This is a genomic window from Bacillus sp. sid0103 (assembly GCF_019219025.1).
The window spans coordinates 33468-52669 of the sequence record NZ_JAHUWN010000026.1 but is presented as its reverse complement, the minus strand read 5'-3'; the positions used below and the strand labels follow the sequence as shown (position 1 = coordinate 52669).

The 19202-nt window shown below is 42.8% G+C and carries 23 protein-coding genes; 19 read left to right on the top strand and 4 right to left on the bottom strand.

What is annotated here, in order from left to right:
• The 3 genes from ade to KW850_RS24355 all read right to left on the bottom strand — a co-directional run bounded on the left by ade (position 1) and on the right by KW850_RS24355 (position 2556).
• Positions 1 to 1740: an adenine deaminase gene (gene ade, locus KW850_RS24365; protein WP_218350350.1), complete on the bottom strand. Its 1740-nt coding sequence runs from the start codon at positions 1738 to 1740 to the stop codon at positions 1 to 3.
• A gap of 24 nt (positions 1741 to 1764) precedes the next feature.
• Entirely contained in the window at positions 1765 to 2235 is a 471-nt protein-coding gene (locus KW850_RS24360) for a nucleoside deaminase (RefSeq protein ID WP_218350349.1), read from the bottom strand.
• 180 nt (positions 2236 to 2415) lie between these two features.
• Positions 2416 to 2556, bottom strand: a complete 141-nt coding sequence (locus tag KW850_RS24355) for a hypothetical protein (RefSeq protein ID WP_256358424.1) — start codon at positions 2554 to 2556, stop codon at positions 2416 to 2418.
• Between the two features lie 333 nt (positions 2557 to 2889).
• Between KW850_RS24355 and KW850_RS24350 the strand changes: the two genes are divergently transcribed.
• From KW850_RS24350 to KW850_RS24260, 19 genes are all read left to right on the top strand, one after another.
• Complete coding sequence (locus KW850_RS24350; RefSeq protein WP_218350348.1) at positions 2890 to 3948, top strand: XdhC family protein; 1059 nt, start codon at positions 2890 to 2892, stop codon at positions 3946 to 3948.
• Positions 3938 to 4582, top strand: coding sequence for an NTP transferase domain-containing protein (locus KW850_RS24345; RefSeq protein ID WP_218350347.1), 645 nt, complete (start codon positions 3938 to 3940; stop codon positions 4580 to 4582). The genes KW850_RS24350 and KW850_RS24345 overlap by 11 nt, the downstream gene beginning before the upstream one ends.
• Positions 4583 to 4713: 131 nt before the next feature.
• The gene (gene uraD / locus KW850_RS24340; protein WP_256358423.1) at positions 4714 to 5178 is read left to right on the top strand and encodes a 2-oxo-4-hydroxy-4-carboxy-5-ureidoimidazoline decarboxylase; all 465 of its coding nucleotides are present in this window, start codon (positions 4714 to 4716) and stop codon (positions 5176 to 5178) included.
• 61 nt (positions 5179 to 5239) lie between these two features.
• Positions 5240 to 6193: a factor-independent urate hydroxylase gene (gene pucL, locus KW850_RS24335; protein ID WP_218350346.1), complete on the top strand. Its 954-nt coding sequence runs from the start codon at positions 5240 to 5242 to the stop codon at positions 6191 to 6193.
• The gene (gene uraH, locus KW850_RS24330; protein WP_218350345.1) at positions 6190 to 6549 is read left to right on the top strand and encodes a hydroxyisourate hydrolase; all 360 of its coding nucleotides are present in this window, start codon (positions 6190 to 6192) and stop codon (positions 6547 to 6549) included. The genes pucL and uraH overlap by 4 nt, the downstream gene beginning before the upstream one ends.
• A 13-nt stretch (positions 6550 to 6562) precedes the next feature.
• Complete coding sequence (allB, locus tag KW850_RS24325) at positions 6563 to 7921, top strand: allantoinase AllB (protein WP_218350344.1); 1359 nt, start codon at positions 6563 to 6565, stop codon at positions 7919 to 7921.
• Between the two features lie 116 nt (positions 7922 to 8037).
• Positions 8038 to 9297 carry an ArgE/DapE family deacylase gene (locus KW850_RS24320; RefSeq protein WP_218350343.1) on the top strand — a complete coding sequence of 420 codons (1260 nt, stop codon included), beginning with the start codon at positions 8038 to 8040 and terminating at the stop codon, positions 9295 to 9297.
• A complete protein-coding gene (locus KW850_RS24315; RefSeq protein ID WP_218350342.1) occupies positions 9294 to 9596 on the top strand; it encodes an urease subunit gamma in 303 nt (100 codons plus the stop codon). Before KW850_RS24320 ends, KW850_RS24315 begins: the two co-directional genes overlap by 4 nt.
• Before the next feature lie 278 nt (positions 9597 to 9874).
• The gene (locus KW850_RS24310) at positions 9875 to 10204 is read left to right on the top strand and encodes an urease subunit beta (RefSeq protein WP_218350341.1); all 330 of its coding nucleotides are present in this window, start codon (positions 9875 to 9877) and stop codon (positions 10202 to 10204) included.
• Positions 10201 to 11913, top strand: coding sequence for an urease subunit alpha (gene ureC / locus KW850_RS24305; protein ID WP_218350340.1), 1713 nt, complete (start codon positions 10201 to 10203; stop codon positions 11911 to 11913). Before KW850_RS24310 ends, ureC begins: the two co-directional genes overlap by 4 nt.
• Positions 11914 to 11923: 10 nt before the next feature.
• Entirely contained in the window at positions 11924 to 12370 is a 447-nt protein-coding gene (ureE, locus tag KW850_RS24300) for an urease accessory protein UreE (RefSeq protein ID WP_218350339.1), read from the top strand.
• A gap of 7 nt (positions 12371 to 12377) precedes the next feature.
• A complete protein-coding gene (locus KW850_RS24295; protein ID WP_308128845.1) occupies positions 12378 to 13049 on the top strand; it encodes an urease accessory protein UreF in 672 nt (223 codons plus the stop codon).
• A gap of 23 nt (positions 13050 to 13072) precedes the next feature.
• Positions 13073 to 13684, top strand: coding sequence for an urease accessory protein UreG (gene ureG / locus KW850_RS24290; protein ID WP_218350337.1), 612 nt, complete (start codon positions 13073 to 13075; stop codon positions 13682 to 13684).
• Positions 13685 to 14503, top strand: a complete 819-nt coding sequence (locus tag KW850_RS24285; RefSeq protein WP_308128844.1) for an urease accessory protein UreD — start codon at positions 13685 to 13687, stop codon at positions 14501 to 14503.
• 110 nt (positions 14504 to 14613) lie between these two features.
• Positions 14614 to 15069 (top strand): SRPBCC family protein, encoded by a 456-nt coding sequence (locus tag KW850_RS24280; protein WP_218350336.1) that lies wholly within the window; start codon positions 14614 to 14616, stop codon positions 15067 to 15069.
• Between the two features lie 272 nt (positions 15070 to 15341).
• Positions 15342 to 16277, top strand: coding sequence for a dipeptidase (locus KW850_RS24275; RefSeq protein ID WP_218350335.1), 936 nt, complete (start codon positions 15342 to 15344; stop codon positions 16275 to 16277).
• Positions 16274 to 17302, top strand: coding sequence for a DmpA family aminopeptidase (locus KW850_RS24270; RefSeq protein ID WP_218350334.1), 1029 nt, complete (start codon positions 16274 to 16276; stop codon positions 17300 to 17302). Before KW850_RS24275 ends, KW850_RS24270 begins: the two co-directional genes overlap by 4 nt.
• A gap of 5 nt (positions 17303 to 17307) precedes the next feature.
• Complete coding sequence (locus KW850_RS24265; protein WP_218350333.1) at positions 17308 to 17538, top strand: excisionase family DNA-binding protein; 231 nt, start codon at positions 17308 to 17310, stop codon at positions 17536 to 17538.
• A gap of 172 nt (positions 17539 to 17710) precedes the next feature.
• Complete coding sequence (locus KW850_RS24260) at positions 17711 to 18085, top strand: DUF488 domain-containing protein (RefSeq protein ID WP_218350332.1); 375 nt, start codon at positions 17711 to 17713, stop codon at positions 18083 to 18085.
• 275 nt (positions 18086 to 18360) lie between these two features.
• Here KW850_RS24260 and KW850_RS24255 read toward each other — a convergent pair whose 3' ends face one another.
• Positions 18361 to 19182, bottom strand: coding sequence for a YitT family protein (locus KW850_RS24255; RefSeq protein ID WP_218350331.1), 822 nt, complete (start codon positions 19180 to 19182; stop codon positions 18361 to 18363).
• Positions 19183 to 19202 lie beyond the last annotated feature (20 nt).

Here is a 19202-nt window from a genome sequence, read left to right as displayed (position 1 = left end):
TTAATATGCTTCAAGACTGATATGTTTAAATTTACTAACCTGAAACAACCCTTTATCTGTTAGTTTCAGTTCGGGTATGACCGGAAGAGCAAGGAAAGATAAGGTTAAAAACGGGTTAAAGAGATTATTTGCTCCTAAATTGCTAAGTGCTTGATTGATCTCATTAAGACTTGCATAAACCTCTTGAAACGGCCGCTCCGACATTAACCCTGCAATGGACAGCTCCAAGGAAGCAATCACTTCTCCATGATTGACTACAACTAGACCACCTTGCATCTCCGTCATCGCTTGTGCGGCAGTGACCATATCATCATCCGTAGCACCAGCAATAATAAGGTTATGGGAATCATGGGCAATGGTGGTTGCAATTGCACCTGATTTTAGACCTAAACCTTTCACAATTCCTAAACCAATTTGATTTTTCAGGTGATGGCGTTCAATGACGGCCAACTTTAATTGGTCATTAATAATCGAAGTTTGAAAGAATCCACTTTCATTCGTGTCAACCTTTTCAATTATATGTCGGGTCACCAGACTATTGGGAATAATTTCAATGATATTTGCGTTGTTAGTTTTTAAAGGAATGTGAAAATGATTTTCTGTTAGTTCATGGAAACGAACAGAATTTCTTAATCGCTCGGTTTCAACGAAAGTTTGGTTGGATAACTCCATTGTAAGTTGACCATTTTCGATAACCACCTTTCCATCTTTAAAAACTTTGGTAATAGTCAGTTTTTTAATGTCATCAAACAGGAAAATATCTGCTTTGTATCCGGGTGCAATCGCCCCCTTACCTTCGAGCCCAAAGCATTCTGCTGCATTGATAGTTGCCATTTGAATGGCGGTAATTGTAGAGAGACCTGAGGCAATGGCAAGTCTCACGTTGTGATCAATGCTGCCGTCATGAATCAAGTCATCTAAATGTTTATCGTCGGTAACAAATAAGCATCTTCTGGCATTGCGCTCATTGACGATTGGAATCAATTGTTGTAAATCCTTTGCAACCGTCCCTTCGCGAATCATTACATACATTCCTCTTCTGAGACGCTCTTTTGCCTCTGAAGCTGTTGTGCTTTCATGATCGGTGCGAATCCCAGCCGCCATATAAACATTGATATCATTCGGTGATAACCCTGCAGCATGGCCGTCAATTTTTTTGCCGGCTTGTTGGGCTGTTAAGATTTTTTCAAGCATGTCAGGTTCAGCTTGTAAGACTGCTGGAAAATTCATGACTTCAGCTAGCCCTAACACACGTGGCTGTTGATAAAACGGTTTGAGGTCATCGGCAGTGAGGGTTGCACCAGAATTTTCAAATTCGGTCGCTGGAACACATGAAGGAAGCATAAAGAAAAAGTCAAACGGTAGATTTTCCGAGGAATCAAGCATGTATTGTATTCCATCCGTTCCTAATACGTTGGCAATTTCATGAGGGTCGGCAATAACCGTGGTCACCCCGTGCGGCAGAAGAACCCTTGCAAATTCCTTTGGTGTGACCATCGAGGATTCAATGTGAACATGACCATCGATGAAAGCGGGGGAAATATATTGACCCTTCGCATCAATCGTCTTTTTCCCCTCATATTCTCCGATCCCTGCAATGTATCCATCAACGATTGCAATGTCTCCTGCAACAATTTCGCCAGAAAAGACATCGATAATTTTGCCATTTTTAATAACAGTATCTGCTGGCTTTCGTTTAGAGGCTACAGAGATTCTCCTCTTTAATTGATTTTCCTCCATAGGACAACATCCTCTTCTGTCAGATTAATATTCCACTTTATCCTGTGCAATCTCCCATGTTCTAAACGGCAAGTCACCATCAGTCGGAAAAATTTTTATCATCGGTATTTTTCGATATTCAACAGGTAGGGATAGTTGGTCATATATAAATTGATCATCGAAGCCGATCTTTGCCGCATCTTGTTTAGTGCAGGCATAATAAACAGCCTTGGGGCGAGCCCAGTAAATCGCGCCGATACACATCGGACAAGGTTCACAGCTGGTATAGATTTCACAGTCGATCAGCTGAAAGTCGTTTAAATTCCGGCAGGCATCTCGAATGGCTTGCACTTCCGCGTGTGCAGTAGGATCGTTGGTCCCCGTTACTTGGTTCCGGCCAACACCAATGATTTTTCCATCCTTGACTACGACCGCTCCAAAGGGTCCGCCTTGTTTAGTCAAAACATTATTTAGCGCCAGCTCAATTGCTTTATCCATAAAGTGTGGATCTGACATATAACCCCTCCATTCTATTTTTCAATTAGTCTATTAGGATTGATTACACATGTGATGAATTTCCGGTTGGAGTTAGCCTGGAGGACCAGAAATTGATGACAGAGAAGTAACTTAACATACATTATTCATCATGATGCTTACAAATGCTCCATTATTGTAAGGTTATCTGCCAACATTTTTTTATACTCTGTTTAACTTGCCTGTTGATTTCCGCTCCAGGCGCTTCGCTTTCCGCGGGCGGTCCGGGGAGCCTCCTCGTCGCTGCGCTCCTGCGGGGTCTCCCCTGCCCCGTCCTCCCGCAGGAGTCTTCGCGCCTTCCACTCCAATCAACAGGGTGCCAAAATCAACAATAAGTTTTAAAATTGCCTTTTTTAAAAAAAGGGATGAAGTCCCCTACAGACTAATCTATTTCTGTAAAAAGGAAGAAATCAATCGTTTCATTTTCTATGTAAGATTATATGACACCTGTGTAGATACTAGTTCCTATTTTAGATATTATGGTGAAAAAAGATGACATGGCACATTGTTACACATGTTTGTCTTTCTACATAAATCAACCCAGTCAGAAGAAATTTGAAAAAGAACATGGGTGTATTTTGGGAGGTCTACCATATATATATAGTTATATAACTAGGAAAGAATAGGGGGTCATAGATGGAAGGGATTCATGAAATCTTAAATGCCTTATATTCTGATTCACATCATGAAGGAGATGTCCTCGCTACGATTATTCATGTAGAAGGATCCGCTTATCAAAAAGAGGGTACGACCATGTTGTTTCGGAGTGACGGGACACAGATTGGTATGTTAAGTGCGGGCTGTCTAGAAACAGACTTATCCTATCGAGTTCAGGAAGCCCGGAATGGTGGGACTGTTCAAACCGTTATTTATGATCTGCGTGAGGAGGGAGATTTGTCATGGGGACAGGGGGCAGGTTGTAACGGGGCCATCCACGTGCTGCTCGAACCTGTCGACGCCTTTCTTCATGATCATCTAGGTAAGTTGAAGTGCCATTTGGATAATGGGAAACGAGTCACGATGATAAAAAAAATGACCAATGAGTTTTCTGTTTCTGACTATTTATTTGTGTCAGATGATAAACATCATTTTGGTAAATGGCATGGCAGTGTATCAAGGGAGATAAAATGTCTCTTAAACGATATTCATCAATCCTTCCCAAAAAGCGGGATAAAATATGTTACGGAATTATCCTCTACTGTTTATGTCCATTCATATGAACCAAAACCTAGATTAGTTGTATTTGGCGCTGGTGCTGATGCAGTGCCATTGGTAAAGATTGCCTCGCTGGCAGGCTTTTCAGTGACTGTTTTAGATTGGAGCTCTGCATTTTGCAATGAGGATCACTTTCCTGATGCTGACCGATTGCTGGTCGGTTATCCGAGCGAAACGATTCCATTGCTTCAACTAACCCGTGCTGATTCAGTCTTAATACTTACTCACCAATTTCAAAAGAATCAGGAAATATTGAAATATATAAAAGGGGAGGACCTAAGGTATTTAGGAGTTCTTAGTCCCAGAAGAAGGACACAACGGCTTCTTGAGGGGGAGACTGTAATTTCAGACATTAACAGTCCCGCTGGTCTATCGATTGGAGCTGAAGGACCAGAGGAGATTGCAATCAGTATTGTCGCTGAATTAATACAACAGCAGCGCAATAAAAAGCAGCAAAAGGTGATGACACGTGAAGGATAACCATGGTGTCATCGCAGTCTATCTTGCGGCGGGTAAGAGTCAGCGGATGGGGATTAACAAGTTGGCACTCCCTCTGGGGGAGAAAACCATTGGTAATGCCGTCTTAGAAAAGGCGGTAAGTTCTGAATTAAGCTATACGATTGTGGTGACAAGGGAAGCAGATCGGCTTAACTGGATTGATGACACTCTTTGGCGAATCCCACTCCGGAAAAATTGGGAAGCGGTGATATGTCAAGATGCGGATAAAGGGCAGGCACATTCCTTGAATCGTGGTTTGTCGACAGCTATCGAAATGGAACCAAAAGGGATCATGGTTCTTCTTGCTGATCAACCACTTCTGTCAGTAAGGATCATCAATGATTTGATTTTCCGATACCTAAAGGGTATCCAGCAACATATCGATATTCCGTTTCTGGCTGCAAGTTTTCAGGGGATTCCAAGGCCGCCCATTATTTTTTCACCAAAGATGGTTCCTGAGTTACTAAAACTCAAGGGGGACGAAGGGGCACGACAGTTGTTCAATAAGACCCCAATGACTGGAAAACTAGTGGACTATGAAAGTGAATGGGACTTTTTTGATGTGGATACGAAAGAAGATTATGAATGTCTGAAAGGGTGTGGGCACGAGTGCTGAAAAAGCAGAGGAAATCTCTGTCGCTGTACAGGATATGGCGGGATTATTCGCTCGGTTCAACGATCCGTGTCTAGGATAAAAGAAAGAGAGGGTGAAGTAGCCTGCAGCTTACGATAGAGAAATTAAATCAATTGAACAAAGAAGAGTTTGTGAAGAAAGTAGGATGGGTGTTTGAGCATTCCCCATGGGTGGGCTCGCTGGTATGGGAAAGTCTGCCGTTAAATTCTCGCGAGGAACTTTTACAAACAATGGTTACAGTTGTAAAAAATGCAGAGGAAGCTTTGCAATTGGCACTGCTCCGAGCCCATCCGGATCTTGGAACCAGATTAAAAATATCGGAGGTTTCCGAAAAAGAGCAAGCGGGAGCAGGTCTTGACCGGCTATCAAAGGATGAGCATAAGGAGTTTCTATCACTGAATCAAAAGTATGTCGAGCAATTTGGCTTTCCTTTTATCATGGCGGTTAAGGGTCAAACCAAAGCGACTATCCTGGCTGCGATGCAACAGCGTGTTGGTAATACCTATGAACTAGAATTCCAGACAGCCTTAAATGAGGTCTATAAAATTGCCGGGTTTCGCTTAAATGATGTTATCTAAGAAGTTGTCCCTTTGGCAAGCTAATGAGACAACCTAACTATTTATAAAGGGGGATGATGGTATGCAAAGAACGATGCGCTATGGAAAAGCAGATGTTTGGGTTTATCGCACTTATGCAGTACCGCTTACGGGAGTTCGGTCGATTCCTGAATCAACCTTCAAAGGGCGCAGTAATATTCTTTTTGGAATGAATGTAAAGGTTGCGGTTGAAGGGGATGCCTTCCTATCGTCATTTAAAGATGGAGATAATAGATTAATAGTGGCTACCGATTCGATGAAAAATTTTATTCTAAAACATGCTGGTGATTATAAAGGTTCAACCCAAGAAGGATTCTTAGAATTTGTCGCCCGTCGTTTCCTTGAAACATATTCCCATATGAGTGCTGTTGATATTTCTAGTGAACAAATCCCATTTGATGAACTTCCAGTGCCAACGAACAATGGCTTTGAAGCAAGTCCATTCGTGTTTCGTTATTCATTAAATGAACAATCCATGGCTTCAGTTGAAGTGAAACGCTCTGAGGAAGAGATCCTCACATCTGATCATCTCTGTAGTTTGAAGGGGCTTAAACTGCTAAAGGTGCGAGGAAGTTCCTTTTACGGGTTTGTACGGGATGAATATACCACACTGCCGGAATCCTATGACCGCCCGCTCTTTATCTTTTTAAATATAGGGTGGCGTTATAACGATTTCGAGGATGCTAAGGGCGGTACGAATGATGGGTATGTCGCAGCAGAGCAAATAAGGGATATTGCTTATACCGTTTTTCATGAAGAGAATTCTCCTTCCATCCAAAATCTTATCTATCGTATTGGCCTTCGCATATTAGAGCGATTTCCACAGTTGGTGGAGGTTCGCTTTGAATCCAATAACAGAACCTGGGAAACCGTTTTAGACGAGATTCCTGCCTCGCAAGAAGGAAAGGTATTTACCGAACCGCGCCCTCCATATGGGTTTCAATGTTTCTCGATGACACGTGACGATTTAGAACATACAGGGGAATCACCGAAATGACAGGAAAGTTAACCACTCACGTCTTGGACTTAAGTATTGGTAAGCCTGCAAGTGGAGTGTTAGTGGAGTTATGGCAAGTAGATTCAGATGACCTGTTTCAATTTATACTGACATGCCGCACAAATGAGGATGGACGGGTTAATCAGCCGCTCTTAGATGGGGCATCCATGAAAATAGGAATCTATGAACTTCGTTTTTATGTTGGAGATTATTTCCGAAATTGTGGGAAGCAAATCGGAAATCCTTCATTTTTCGATTGTGTTCCGATTCGATTTGGCATTTCTGAACCCGCATCCCATTATCATGTACCATTGTTGATCTCACCTGGGGGGTACAGTACCTATCGGGGGAGTTAAGGAGGGGCATAAAATGAAAGAACTATGGGTGAAGAATGGGCTAGTTTTTACCGAGGAAGGCTTTCGCGAGGTAAATATTCGCGTGATTGATGGACGGATAGAATCCTTTCAAAAAAATGAACCAGAACCATTGATTGAGAAAACAGATACGACAATCGATGCAAGCGGTTGTCTAGTGGTTCCTGGTTTTATCGATGCCCATGTCCATTTTAATGATCCAGGAAGAACCGAATGGGAAGGAATCGAGACAGGCAGCCGGGCCGCAGCTATCGGTGGAACAACGACGATCTTTGATATGCCGCTGAACTGTGCCCCCTCTGTCACCAATTTTAAGAATTTACAAGATAAGAAGGACTATTTAACTGCAAGGTCATATGTTGATTATGCCTTGTGGGGAGGAATGACTGACACGAACCTCACTAACCGGCAGGAACTCTCTCAAATGGGTGAGGGAATTATTGCTTGGAAAGCATTTATGAGTGAGAGTGGGATTGAAGATTTCCACTTTGTTTCACCAGATGGATTAAAACAAGCCATGCAAGCAGCAAAGGAACATAAGAAGATCCTCGCCCTTCATGCAGAATGGAATGAGGAGATTAATAAATGGACAGCTTTTTATAAACATAGAGCCGGGATTAATGAACGGGAGGCCTTTCTTGCGAGCAGACCCATATCTGCAGAAGAGACAGCAGTCAGCTATGCCTTAGAGCTTGCTGCAAAATATGGAACAGCCCTGCATTTTGTTCATATTAGTTCGGCGAAAGTAATTGGACTAATCGAACAAGCCAAAAAAAGCGGAGTAGACGTCACAGTGGAAACCTGCCCTCATTATTTGATATTTGATGAAGAAGATTTTCTTAAAAGTGGGGCAATCCTTAAATGTGCACCGCCATTAAGACCGCGCGATGAGGTAGAAGGGTTATGGGACTGCCTTCAGAGCGGCTGGATTGACACAATTGGATCGGATCATTCTCCATGCCTATATTCGATGAAAACAACGGATTCTATCTGGGATGCATGGGGAGGAATTCAAGGGGTTCAATTTACATGGCTATCACTACTGGATGAGGCCCTGAAACGAAGAATGAACCTTAAACAAATTTTACCGTTAGGGACATCTAATGTTGCGAAGCGGTTTGGCGTAGCAGACCGAAAAGGGCAGATCCGTCCCGGCTTAGATGCGGACCTCGTCTTGATTCGCCTGGATGAATCAACGTTTGTTAATAAAGAGTCATTGGCTTTCAGGAATGCCTATTCACCTTATGAAGATAAAGAGTTTTTACTTATGGTGAAGAAAACAATTTTACGAGGAAGGGTCATTTATGATGATCAATCCGGGGTGAGCAACGAAAAATTAGGTGTTTGCCTATAAATAAAGCAGTTATTCGCTGTAAGAAAAATACCCACAACTGAACTAGAGATTGTTCTTGATATACTTATCCAATTCTTACCTCACAAAGCGAGCGCGTAGTAAAAAGGAGGAGTTAGATGAATCAAGATAAGGAACGATTAATCCAGTGGATTGACGAGCACCAAGTTGAAATGATTGATTTTTTAAAAAAGATTGTGCAAGTTCCATCGGATAATCCTGCAGGAGACTGTTATCCGATTGCTGCTTTTTTATACCAACAGCTTCTAGATCTTGGGTTTGAGGATGTCTCCCTATTAGAGGTTGATGAAGCGGAAGTGAAAGCCGCTGGAATGATTAGTTTGGCCAATGTCCTTAGTCGTACCGAGTTTGGAAATGGAGAAGGAACGAATATCGCCTTAAATGCACATGGGGATGTTGTGCCGCCGGGGCTGGGCTGGAGTGTCGACCCATATGGGGGAGCGGTTATTAACGGTAAGATGTATGGGCGAGGCGTTGCAGTTTCCAAATCGGACATTGCAGCCTATTCGTATGCTGTTTTAGCTTTGAAGCAGGCCAAAATCAGTCAACCATTGCAGGGGAAAGTCGACCTTGCCTTTACTTTTGATGAAGAGACAGGGGGGGAATTAGGACCGAGAAGGCTGCTTGATCAAGGGGCAATCATTCCAGACCAAGCAATTGCCGCCGGTTTTACCTACTCAGCGGTCAATGCCCATAACGGCTGTCTCCATTTTGAAGTCAAAACGATTGGAAAGTCTGCCCATGCAGCTCTGCCTCACACAGGAATCGATGCGTTAGAGGCGACAACACGAATCCTAAATGCTTTGTATGAATACCGTCAGACTCTTGCAGCTAAAAAATCTGCAGTGCCTGGGATTGATCATCCAACCTTGGTTATCGGTCTCATTTCAGGGGGGATTAACACGAATGTCGTCCCTGATGAATGTACGATCAGGGTCGACCGGAGATTGATCCCTGGTGAAGACGGGGCCGAGGCAGAAGTGGAATTTCGTAATGTAGTGGAAGAAGCAGTTAAGGCAATTGAAGGACTCAAAATAGAAATTCGAAAAATTCTTCATGCGGAAAGCTTCGGACCTGTTCCTGAAGATTCACCATTGATTTCAACTCTTTCTTCGAATTGGAAATCCATTATTAAGGAGAAGGGTGAATTAGCAATTAATGGAGTACCGATCTATGCAGATGCCCGTCATTTTTATGAAAAAGGTATTCCAACAATCATGTTTGGTGTTGGACCTAAAGTGCTCGAAGAGGCCAATGGGCACCGGGCAGATGAACATATCAGAATCGATGATTTGGTTGATGCCACAAAGATTATTGCTTGTACACTTTATGATTTATTGGGGAGAGGTAAGGGATGAAGTTAACCCAGCGGGAGCAGGAAAAATTAATGATTGTTGTTGCAGCAGACCTGGCCAGACGCCGCAAAGAACGGGGCCTAAAATTAAACTATCCAGAGGCGATTGCGCTAATCACTTACGAAATTATCGAGGGGGCTAGAGATGGAAAATCGGTAGCTGAGCTGATGAGTGAAGGGACCAAAATATTATCGAGCGATGATGTGATGGAAGGGATACCGGAGATGATTCACGATATTCAAGTAGAAGCAACCTTTCCAGATGGAACCAAGCTTGTCACTGTACATGAACCGATTCGCTAGCCAAGAGCTGTTTGTTAGAAAAAAGTAATGATTTTACAAAATATTAATCTAATTTTACAAGATAAATAGGAAATTTTACACAATGGCTAGTTAATTTTACGAAAAATGAAGTTATTTTACGAAAAAGAGAATTAATTTTACGATAAATGGAAAACAACTTCCAATTAAGGAGGCTGCTTTAAAAATAGCGGTTCCATCCTACGAAATAAGTGATTCATTTTACCAATAATCATCAGAGCACCAATCAAACAAATCTAATATATATTGGAGTGAAAAAAATGATTCCAGGAGAATATCTCTTACGACAAGAGCTGATTGTCTGCAATAAAGGAAGGAAGACTTCTAGGATCATGGTGCTCAATCAAGGCGACCGGCCAATACAAATTGGGTCACATTTTCATTTTTACGAAGTAAATAGTGCGCTGAAATTTGAACGTGACCCAGCGTTTGGCAAGCATCTAAATATCCCGGCCGGCACTGCTGTCCGGTTTGAACCTGGCGATGCGAAAGAAGTAGAACTCGTCCCCTTCGCTGGTCAGCGTGAAGTCTATGGGTTAAATAATAAAACGGAGGGCCCATTGGACCATGCAGAGGAGGACACGTTATGAGCTTTCGAATGTCAAGAAAGCAATATGCAGACATGTTTGGTCCGACAACAGGAGATGCCATCCGGCTTGCCGATACCGATTTATTTATCGAAATCGAAAAGGATTTTACCGTTTATGGGGATGAAGTGAAGTTTGGCGGCGGAAAGGTAATCCGTGATGGGATGGGACAGCATCCGCTTGCCACACGAGCACAAGGAGCACTCGATACCGTCATAACTAATGCGATTATTCTGGATTATAGCGGGATTTATAAAGCCGATATTGGCATTCGTGATGGACGAATTGCAGGAATCGGAAAAAGTGGGAATCCCCTCTTAATGGAAGGCGTAGACATGATCATTGGTGCCTCAACCGAAATTATTGCCGGCGAAGGCATGATTGTAACAGCTGGCGGCATTGATGCCCATATCCATTTTATAAGTCCACAGCAAATCGAAACAGCTCTATCATCCGGGATTACAACCATGATCGGCGGCGGCACGGGTCCGGCCACCGGAACGAATGCGACAACCTGCACACCGGGTGAATGGAATATTCATCGCATGTTAGAGGCAGCTGAAGAATTCCCTATGAATCTTGGATTCTTAGGAAAGGGAAATTCGTCTGCGGAAGAACCGTTAATTGAACAAATCAATGCCGGTGTGATCGGGCTTAAACTGCATGAAGATTGGGGGACAACCGCATCAGCGATAGACCACTGCCTCAGGGTCGCAGATAAGTATGATGTCCAAGTTGCCATCCACACCGACACCCTTAATGAAGGCGGATTTGTCGAGGATACCCTAGCGGCGATTAATGGCCGGGTTATCCATACGTATCATACGGAAGGGGCTGGCGGGGGGCATGCTCCCGATATTATAAAAGTTGCAAGCTACCCGTATATCTTGCCATCATCCACCAATCCAACACGTCCGTATACCAAGAATACCTTAGATGAGCACTTAGATATGCTGATGGTTTGCCATCATTTAGATCCTGATGTACCCGAAGATATTGCCTTTGCTGACTCACGAATACGGAAAGAGACGATTGCTGCAGAAGACATTCTCCACGATTTGGGCGTGTTCAGCATGATTAGTTCCGATTCGCAGGCGATGGGACGAGTGGGCGAAGTGATTATGCGGACCTGGCAAACGGCTGATAAAATGCGAAAACAACGAGGCAAGCTGCCAGAAGACAAGGGAGAAGCAGATAACTTTCGTGCCAAGCGATATATTGCCAAATACACGATTAATCCAGCGATAACGCACGGGATTGCTGCGGAGGTTGGTTCGGTAGAAGTGGGGAAAATGGCTGACCTTGTTATTTGGGATCCAGCATTTTTTGGTGTTAAACCAGAGATTGTCATTAAAGGTGGAATGATTGCCCATAGTTTGATGGGAGATCCAAATGCATCCATTCCAACTCCACAGCCAGTTCTGTACCGTCCTATGTTTGCTGCTTTCGGAAAAGCCAAGCACACCACATCGGTTACCTTCATGTCTAAAGCAGCCATTGAGCAAGGTGTTCCCGAAAAGTTGGGGCTAAAAAAACAAATCAAACCAGTTCAAGGAATTCGTCAACTTTCAAAAAAGGATATGAAACTCAATGCTGAAATGCCAACCATTGAAGTCGATCCACAAACTTATGAAGTCATCGTGGCTGGCGAACTTATGACCTGTGAACCAGCAGAGGTATTACCGATGGCACAGCGCTATTTCTTATTTTAGGAGTGAGATTATGATTATTGAAGAAATCATTGGGAATATGGAAGAAATCTCGACAAATGGACGTCACATTGAAAGAGTGTATTTAGCGAGTGATGACTTAGTGAAACGAATTCAGCGGGTGACTACAGACCACGGGAAAGAAATTGGCATTCGCTTAAAGACCGCCAAAGACTTAATCGACGGCGATATCTTGTTCATGGATGACAGAAATATGATTGTCATCAGTGTTACAAGTGATGATTTGCTCGTGATTCAACCGACTAGCCTAAAGCAAATGGGGGAAATTGCCCATCAGTTAGGGAACCGCCACCTTCCTGCTCAGTTTGAAGGGGAGGTTATGCTCCTCCAATATGATTATCTCGTTCAAGAACTGCTGGACCAGCTTGCTGTACCCTACTCAAGAGAAGAGAGAAAAGTAAAAAAGGCCTTCCGCCATATCGGTCATTCCCATGGATAATCATCTCTTGGCGTTACTGCAAATCGGAGATTCGAATTTTCCTTCAGGAGCTTTTTCTCATTCATTTGGTTTGGAAACTTATATCCAGGAAGAAAGCGTCTATAGTAAGGAAACCTTTTTTGAATGGATTCGAATATACTTGGAAAAACAAATGGCCTATACGGATGGGCTTGCCTGCCGCTTAACTTTTGAGGCGTTGCTCAATCATGATTTCGAAGAGATATGGGGGCTAGACAAAAAATTGTTCGTGCAGAATATCTCCAAAGAAGCACGAGAGGCAAACCGGAGGATTGGAGAAAGAATGATTCGAATGGGGATCGATTTATATTCTATCCCAGTTTTAGAAACATACCTTAAAAAAATCCGGACCAAGGAGGCGTATGGTCATCCTGGAGTTGCCTTTGCGATGATTTGCCAGTACCTAGGGATCGAGAAAAGACCGTGTATACTAACCTTTCTTTATTCAAGTATGGTGACACTTATTCAGAATGGGGTACGCGGAATCCCGCTTGGCCAGACGGCAGGCCAACGCATTCTCTTAGAATTACAGCCGTATTTGCTGAAGACAACAGAGGAAATGGAGGGCCTGGATACTGATGATTTCGGAGCCGTCGCTCCTGGAATTGAAATGGCACAAATGCGCCACGAAAGATTACATACCAGATTGTTTATGTCCTAAATACCATGAAAGAAGGGGAAAGAATGGAGCCAATACGTATCGGAGTGGGAGGGCCAGTGGGAGCAGGGAAGACACTGCTTGTAGAGCGGTTAACCAGGCACCTCCATGAAGAATATAAAATGGCGGTCGTAACCAATGATATCTACACAAAGGAAGATGCACAGTTTTTAATAAAAAACAGTGTCCTTCCAGAGGATCGAATTATTGGTGTGGAAACCGGAGGATGCCCGCATACGGCGATTCGGGAAGACGCATCCATGAATTTTGCAGCGATTGATGAGTTAAAAGAGATACATCCGGATCTTGCGCTGATTTTTGTCGAGAGCGGCGGTGATAACCTAGCTGCTACCTTTAGTCCGGAACTTGTTGACTTTTCTATTTATATTATCGATGTAGCCCAAGGTGAAAAAATCCCCCGTAAAGGCGGTCAAGGGATGATCAAATCGGACCTGTTTATCATCAACAAGATTGATTTAGCCCCATATGTTGGCGCAAGTCTAGAAGTCATGGAGGCAGATACACAGGCAGCGCGAGGCAAGAAGCCGTATATTTTTACAAACTTAAAAGAGGATGTTGGTATAAACGAAGTAATTGATTGGCTCAAGTCAAATGCGCTATTGGCAGGATTAGGGTAGGTGGAACATTGGACTGGATACTTGCGGCTAACAGGTATGAGGAAAGGGAAGAAGACCATTTTAAAAGAATCCTATTCAGAGGGTGCTTTAAAAATTACTAGACCCGTTTACCTGACAGGGGGTGGCGAAGCCTATTTTTATGTGATGAATCCGGGTGGAGGATACGTGGAAGGTGACTCCTACAAAACTGTCGTCGTTTTGGAAGAGGACGCTGAGGCAGTTGTTACAACCCAATCGTCAACTAAAATTTATAAAACCCGTACCTGTCCGGCTATTCAGGAGATGGAGTTTCATTTAAAAAGCGGAAGTATATTAGAATATTTACCTGACCCAGTAATTGCTTACCAGCATGCCTGTTTTAAGCAGCGGACAGTGATTCGAATGGCAACAGGGTCATCCCTTATTAGCTGGGATATCTATACTCCTGGCTGGGCTCCAGATGGAATGCCTTTTCAATATGACTTACTGCAAGCCAAAATGGAAATTTATATGGACGACAAACTCGTGTTATTTGATCATGTGAAACTTCAACCTGACAACGACCTTAAGGGCCTTGGTATGATGGAGGGTTTTTCTCATTATGGATCGATGATTGTTATTGATCATCGAATTAATCCAGCGTTATTGGCCGACCTGCAAGATGTTTTCGACACTTTGCTAGAGGTTAGAATGGGTATATCGATGCTTGCCGTTTCGGGGTTTGCTCTAAGGGTATTGGCAAATAGCACACAGGACATAGAAAAAGTCTTAACTATCTGTCATGAAATCATCAGGACCAAAGTGTTACAGAAAGAACCTATTTTTTTAAGAAAATATTAACCGGCTGGTGAATGTAACACAGCCGATTTTTTTCTAGTAGAATTATGAATAGGTTTATCAGTGCAGTATAATGGAAATATCAATGAGGTCTATAATGGAGGAGGAATGAAATGAGTAAGCTTTTTGTCGACAAAACAGTTGAAATCAATGCTCCAGCGTCAAAGGTTTGGGAGGTAATAACGGTCCATGAGTACAATAACCATTGGGCGACAGAATTTTCAAGCGGAGGACCACGGTTTCATCTTGACTCTACTTGGGAGTTAGGCAGTCCTGTCCTTTGGAAAGGCGAAGACGAGACGGTTATCGTCGAGGGTAATGTGACGGCTCTTGAGCAAAATAAACTCCTCCGCTTTACCGTATTTGATGTTCGGAGTGAGGAAAAGGCACTTGTTACCGATGAAGACGGGATTACCTTCCAATTGTCTGAGGAAAATGGAAAGACGACTTTACACATTTTGCAAGGAGATTTTTCTGTGATGCCGGAAGGGAAAAAATACCGCGATTTAAGTGCGGATATTTGGGACAAAGTGCTGGCAAGTATTAAAAAGATGGCGGAAGCGAACTAACTAGTTATACATAAATCAGTAAAATTTTTGTTGGGCTAGGTATTTATTAACCTAGCTTATTTTTGTTGTGATAAAATTTTTATAAGGGCTATTTTCGCATAGATTGTTGTTTTTCGTATAAGTACATCAACCCGTATAACTAGATGCTTCTTGGCATCTTTTCGTAAGAACATTTGCGAAATTGCCTAAAAACTTAGGAAATGATTTTTATTAAGCTTCAAAAGCAACAAAGTTTACGAAATGAGCCTTTTATAAAAAGGAGACGACGCTACATGAATATCATTGACTTACATTGTGATGCCCTAATGAAACTCCAAGAAGCGCAAGGTAAACTCCGGTTTGCAGATGCGCCGGAATTACATACAAATAAAACACGGTTACAACGAGGCCAAATCAAAGTCCAGTGCTTTGCAATATTTATTGAACCTGAAATCAAGGGAGATCAGAAATTTCAAGTGGCCCTCGAGCAGATCGATTATTTTTACAAAGAAGTGCTCGCTAAAAATCCAGACATGGTCCATATCAAAGAATGGTCGGATTTTGATCGCTTAAAAATTGGCCAAATCGGTGCCATGTTAACACTTGAAGGCGTGGATGCGATTGGCAACGACTTAGCGAAACTTCATATTCTTTACCAGCTCGGGGTTCGTTCTGTTGGGTTGACATGGAACCCAGCTAATCTCGCTGCAGATGGTGCAGGGGAACCGCGCGGCGCAGGGCTGACTCTGTTCGGAAAAGAGATTGTCAAGTTTAATAACGAACATCAAATTCTGACTGATGTTTCTCATTTGAGCGACAAGGGGATTTGGGAGGTCATTGAATTAGCCAAATATCCGATTGCCAGTCACTCTAATGCTCGGGCACTTTGCAACCATTTACGTAATTTAACGGATGAACAGGCTCAGGCTATGTTTGCAAAGGGCGGCTTGATTCATATCGTTTATCATCCACCTTTTGTGAAAGAATCAGGAGAAGTAACGATTTCAGATTTAGTGAGACATATTGATCACCTGTGCTCATTAGGCGGAGTTAAACAAATTGGTTTTGGATCAGATTTCGATGGGATTTCGACCTTTATCACTAATTTAGAGGATGCCTCCAAAAGTCAAAATCTTATCAATGAACTCTTAAAGTATTACCCTGAAGAGGTTGTCCGCGGATTTGCTTATCAAAACTTTCTGGACCATAGGCCAGGGATTTTCCGATGAAGGTTAGGGATAAGGGTATCGTCGTTGGAAAACTGCCAACTGGAAGGAAAAACTGTATAACGGATGTTGAGGATTTGATGGTAGGACATGTAACACTGGACTACCCGTTAAATGAGTCTGGCGAAGAGTATGCATGTACAGGTGTAACGGCGATACTGCCTCATAAAGGCAATTTGTTTAAAGAAAAAGTAACAGCTGCAAGTTATGTTATTAATGGTTTTGGAAAAACGGCAGGACTTGTGCAAGTAAATGAATTAGGTGTAATTGAATCGCCCATCATGTTAACAAATACCTTCGCGGTACCGGCAGTCACCCAGGGAGTGTTGGAATACATGCTGGGAGAAAATCAGGAAATTGGCGATACCACTGGAACGATTAACATAGTCGTAGGGGAATGCAATGATAGTTACTTAAATTCCATTCGTTTATTTCCAGTAAAACCAGAGCATGCCATTGAGGCAATCAAGAATGCATCGGAACATCAGGCGGTTGAAGGGGCGGTTGGAGCTGGAAAAGGCATGGTTTGCTTTGGTTATAAAGGCGGGATTGGTTCATCCTCCCGAATCGTGGAAGAGAACACGGTCGGCTGCCTTGTTCTCAGCAATTTTGGCAAAACGGAAGAATTTCAAAGGTTTCGTTATTCAGAGGGGGAAGGATTGTCAGAAACATCCGATGGTTCCATTATCATTGTTTTGGCAACCGATGCACCCTTAAGTGACCGGCAATTAAAGCGATTGGCAAAACGGTGCGGCATTGGTCTTGGCCGCACCGGCAGTCATTTTAGTCATGGCAGCGGGGATATTGTGATTGCTTTTTCAACGGCCCACAAAATTGCTCACTTTTCGGATGAGAAGATTGAAACTCGCTCCCAACTACGTGAGGACCATCCAATGATGAATCAGCTTTTTAGAGCGGCAGCGGAAGCAGTAGAGGAAGCCATTCTTAATTCATTATCACAAGCGGATACAACAAAAGGAAGAGCAAGCCGAGTAGTCCCGCAAATCAATTTCTTACCAGAGGAGTAACCAAATTGTATTTAACAATGAAAGAGACAGCAGAGTATTTATCGGTACCCGAGGCAACCATCAAAAGCCTCATCCAACAAAAGAAAATTCGCGCCCTATTTGATGGGGAGGAGTACCTGATCTACAAAGAACAATTCAACACCCACCTAAAACAAATGGAAAAATACAAACAACTAATCGAAGAAATCCTCAACGAACCCATCCCAGAAAGCATCGACGTAAAGGACGAAGACTGATTAGGTTTTGGTGGCAGTTGATGGCGTTAGGTGGCATTGGCTGGAATAGGTGCCAATAGTGCCATTAACACCCATTGGGTGCCTGACACCATTCGTGGACAAACATACGAGTTTGTCCATACGGAGTGGACACTTGAATAATAGGATGCCTGGCATCAATTGGAGGGGAAGTATGGCTAATTTATTTATGAAGAGGGTCTATGAGCCCAATGAGGAAATGGATGGATGTAGAGTTTTAGTTGACCGCCTTTGGCCGAGGGGAATTTCGAAGGATGCAGCGAAGCTTTCGTATTGGTTTAAGGATCTAGCTCCGAGCAATGAACTGCGGAAGTGGTTTTGTCATAAGCCTGAGCTATTTGAAGAATTTCGTAGTAGATACCTTGAAGAGCTGCGCTCGGATGAACAGAAGCGGGAGTATATCCGGCAGATTATTGAAATGGCACTTAGGGGTCCCGTCACACTCCTTTATGGAGCGAAGGACCCGGTCCATAATCACGCTCTGGTTTTGATGGAGGAACTTGGAAGATTAGTTGGGATGGAACGATGAAATTTGGGAGGGACCTCAAGCTTATGGTTCCCGTTAAGGATGGGAAATTGGTTCAGCGGTAACCATAGGACTTGTATGATGCCCGTGAAGGCTAAAAAAATGGTTTAGCGGTAATCATAAGACGCGTATGATGCCCGTGAAGGCTAAAAAAATGGTTTAGCGGTAACCATAGGACTTGTATGATGCCCGTGAAGGCTAAAAAATGGTTTAGCGGTAACCGTAGGAGACGCAATCCCATTCAAACAAAAAATTAAGCAAAACGGGCATATGCCAATTCAATCTTTCCGGAAGCGCCCCATCACTTCCATTGTCTGCATGATATTCACAAACGCCTTCTGGTCCACCTTTCTAATAGTATGTTTTGTTTCATTTAATTCGAATTTGGTAATCACTGTGGTTAATACCTTTTTGGGCTTATGGGTGTAAGCTCCTTCAGCATCCGTTACTGTAACCCCACGAGCATGCAAGTGAATAAGTGCATCTGTAAGCTCTTCATATTTATCGGTCACAATCGTTAACGTTAATTTATTTTGATTCGTGTAAACCATATCAACCGCGCGGCCGGATACATAGATAGCGATAATCGTATAAAGTGTGATACCCCATCCAAAAACCAATCCGGAAATCCCCACTACTAAAAAGTTCATACAAATATTTAAAAAGCCAACCTGCAAATTCTTTTTTTTTGCAAGAGTAAGACTTACAATATCCGTTCCTCCAGTTGAACCCCCAATCCGAATGATAAGGCCCACTGCAATTCCATAAAGTGCACCTCCAATGATGGAAGATAGAAGAATGTCATCGCTAATAGGATGAATCGGAATGAACTTCATACTGAATGATAATACAAAAACAGCATAACCAGTCAGCAAAATAAATTTTTTTCCTAAGTATTTTAATCCTAATAAAAATAAGGGAATATTGATGAGCAGAATAATCGACCCAGTATTGATATCTAAAAAATGGTGAATAAAAAAGGCGATGCCGGTCACACCACCAGAGGTAAGTTGATGGGGAATAAGAAAAGTATTAAAAGCAAATCCGAATAACATCGAACAAAGTCCAATCACGATCAGTTGAAAAATCAATCGAAGCAACAGGAACACCTCTATCTTTT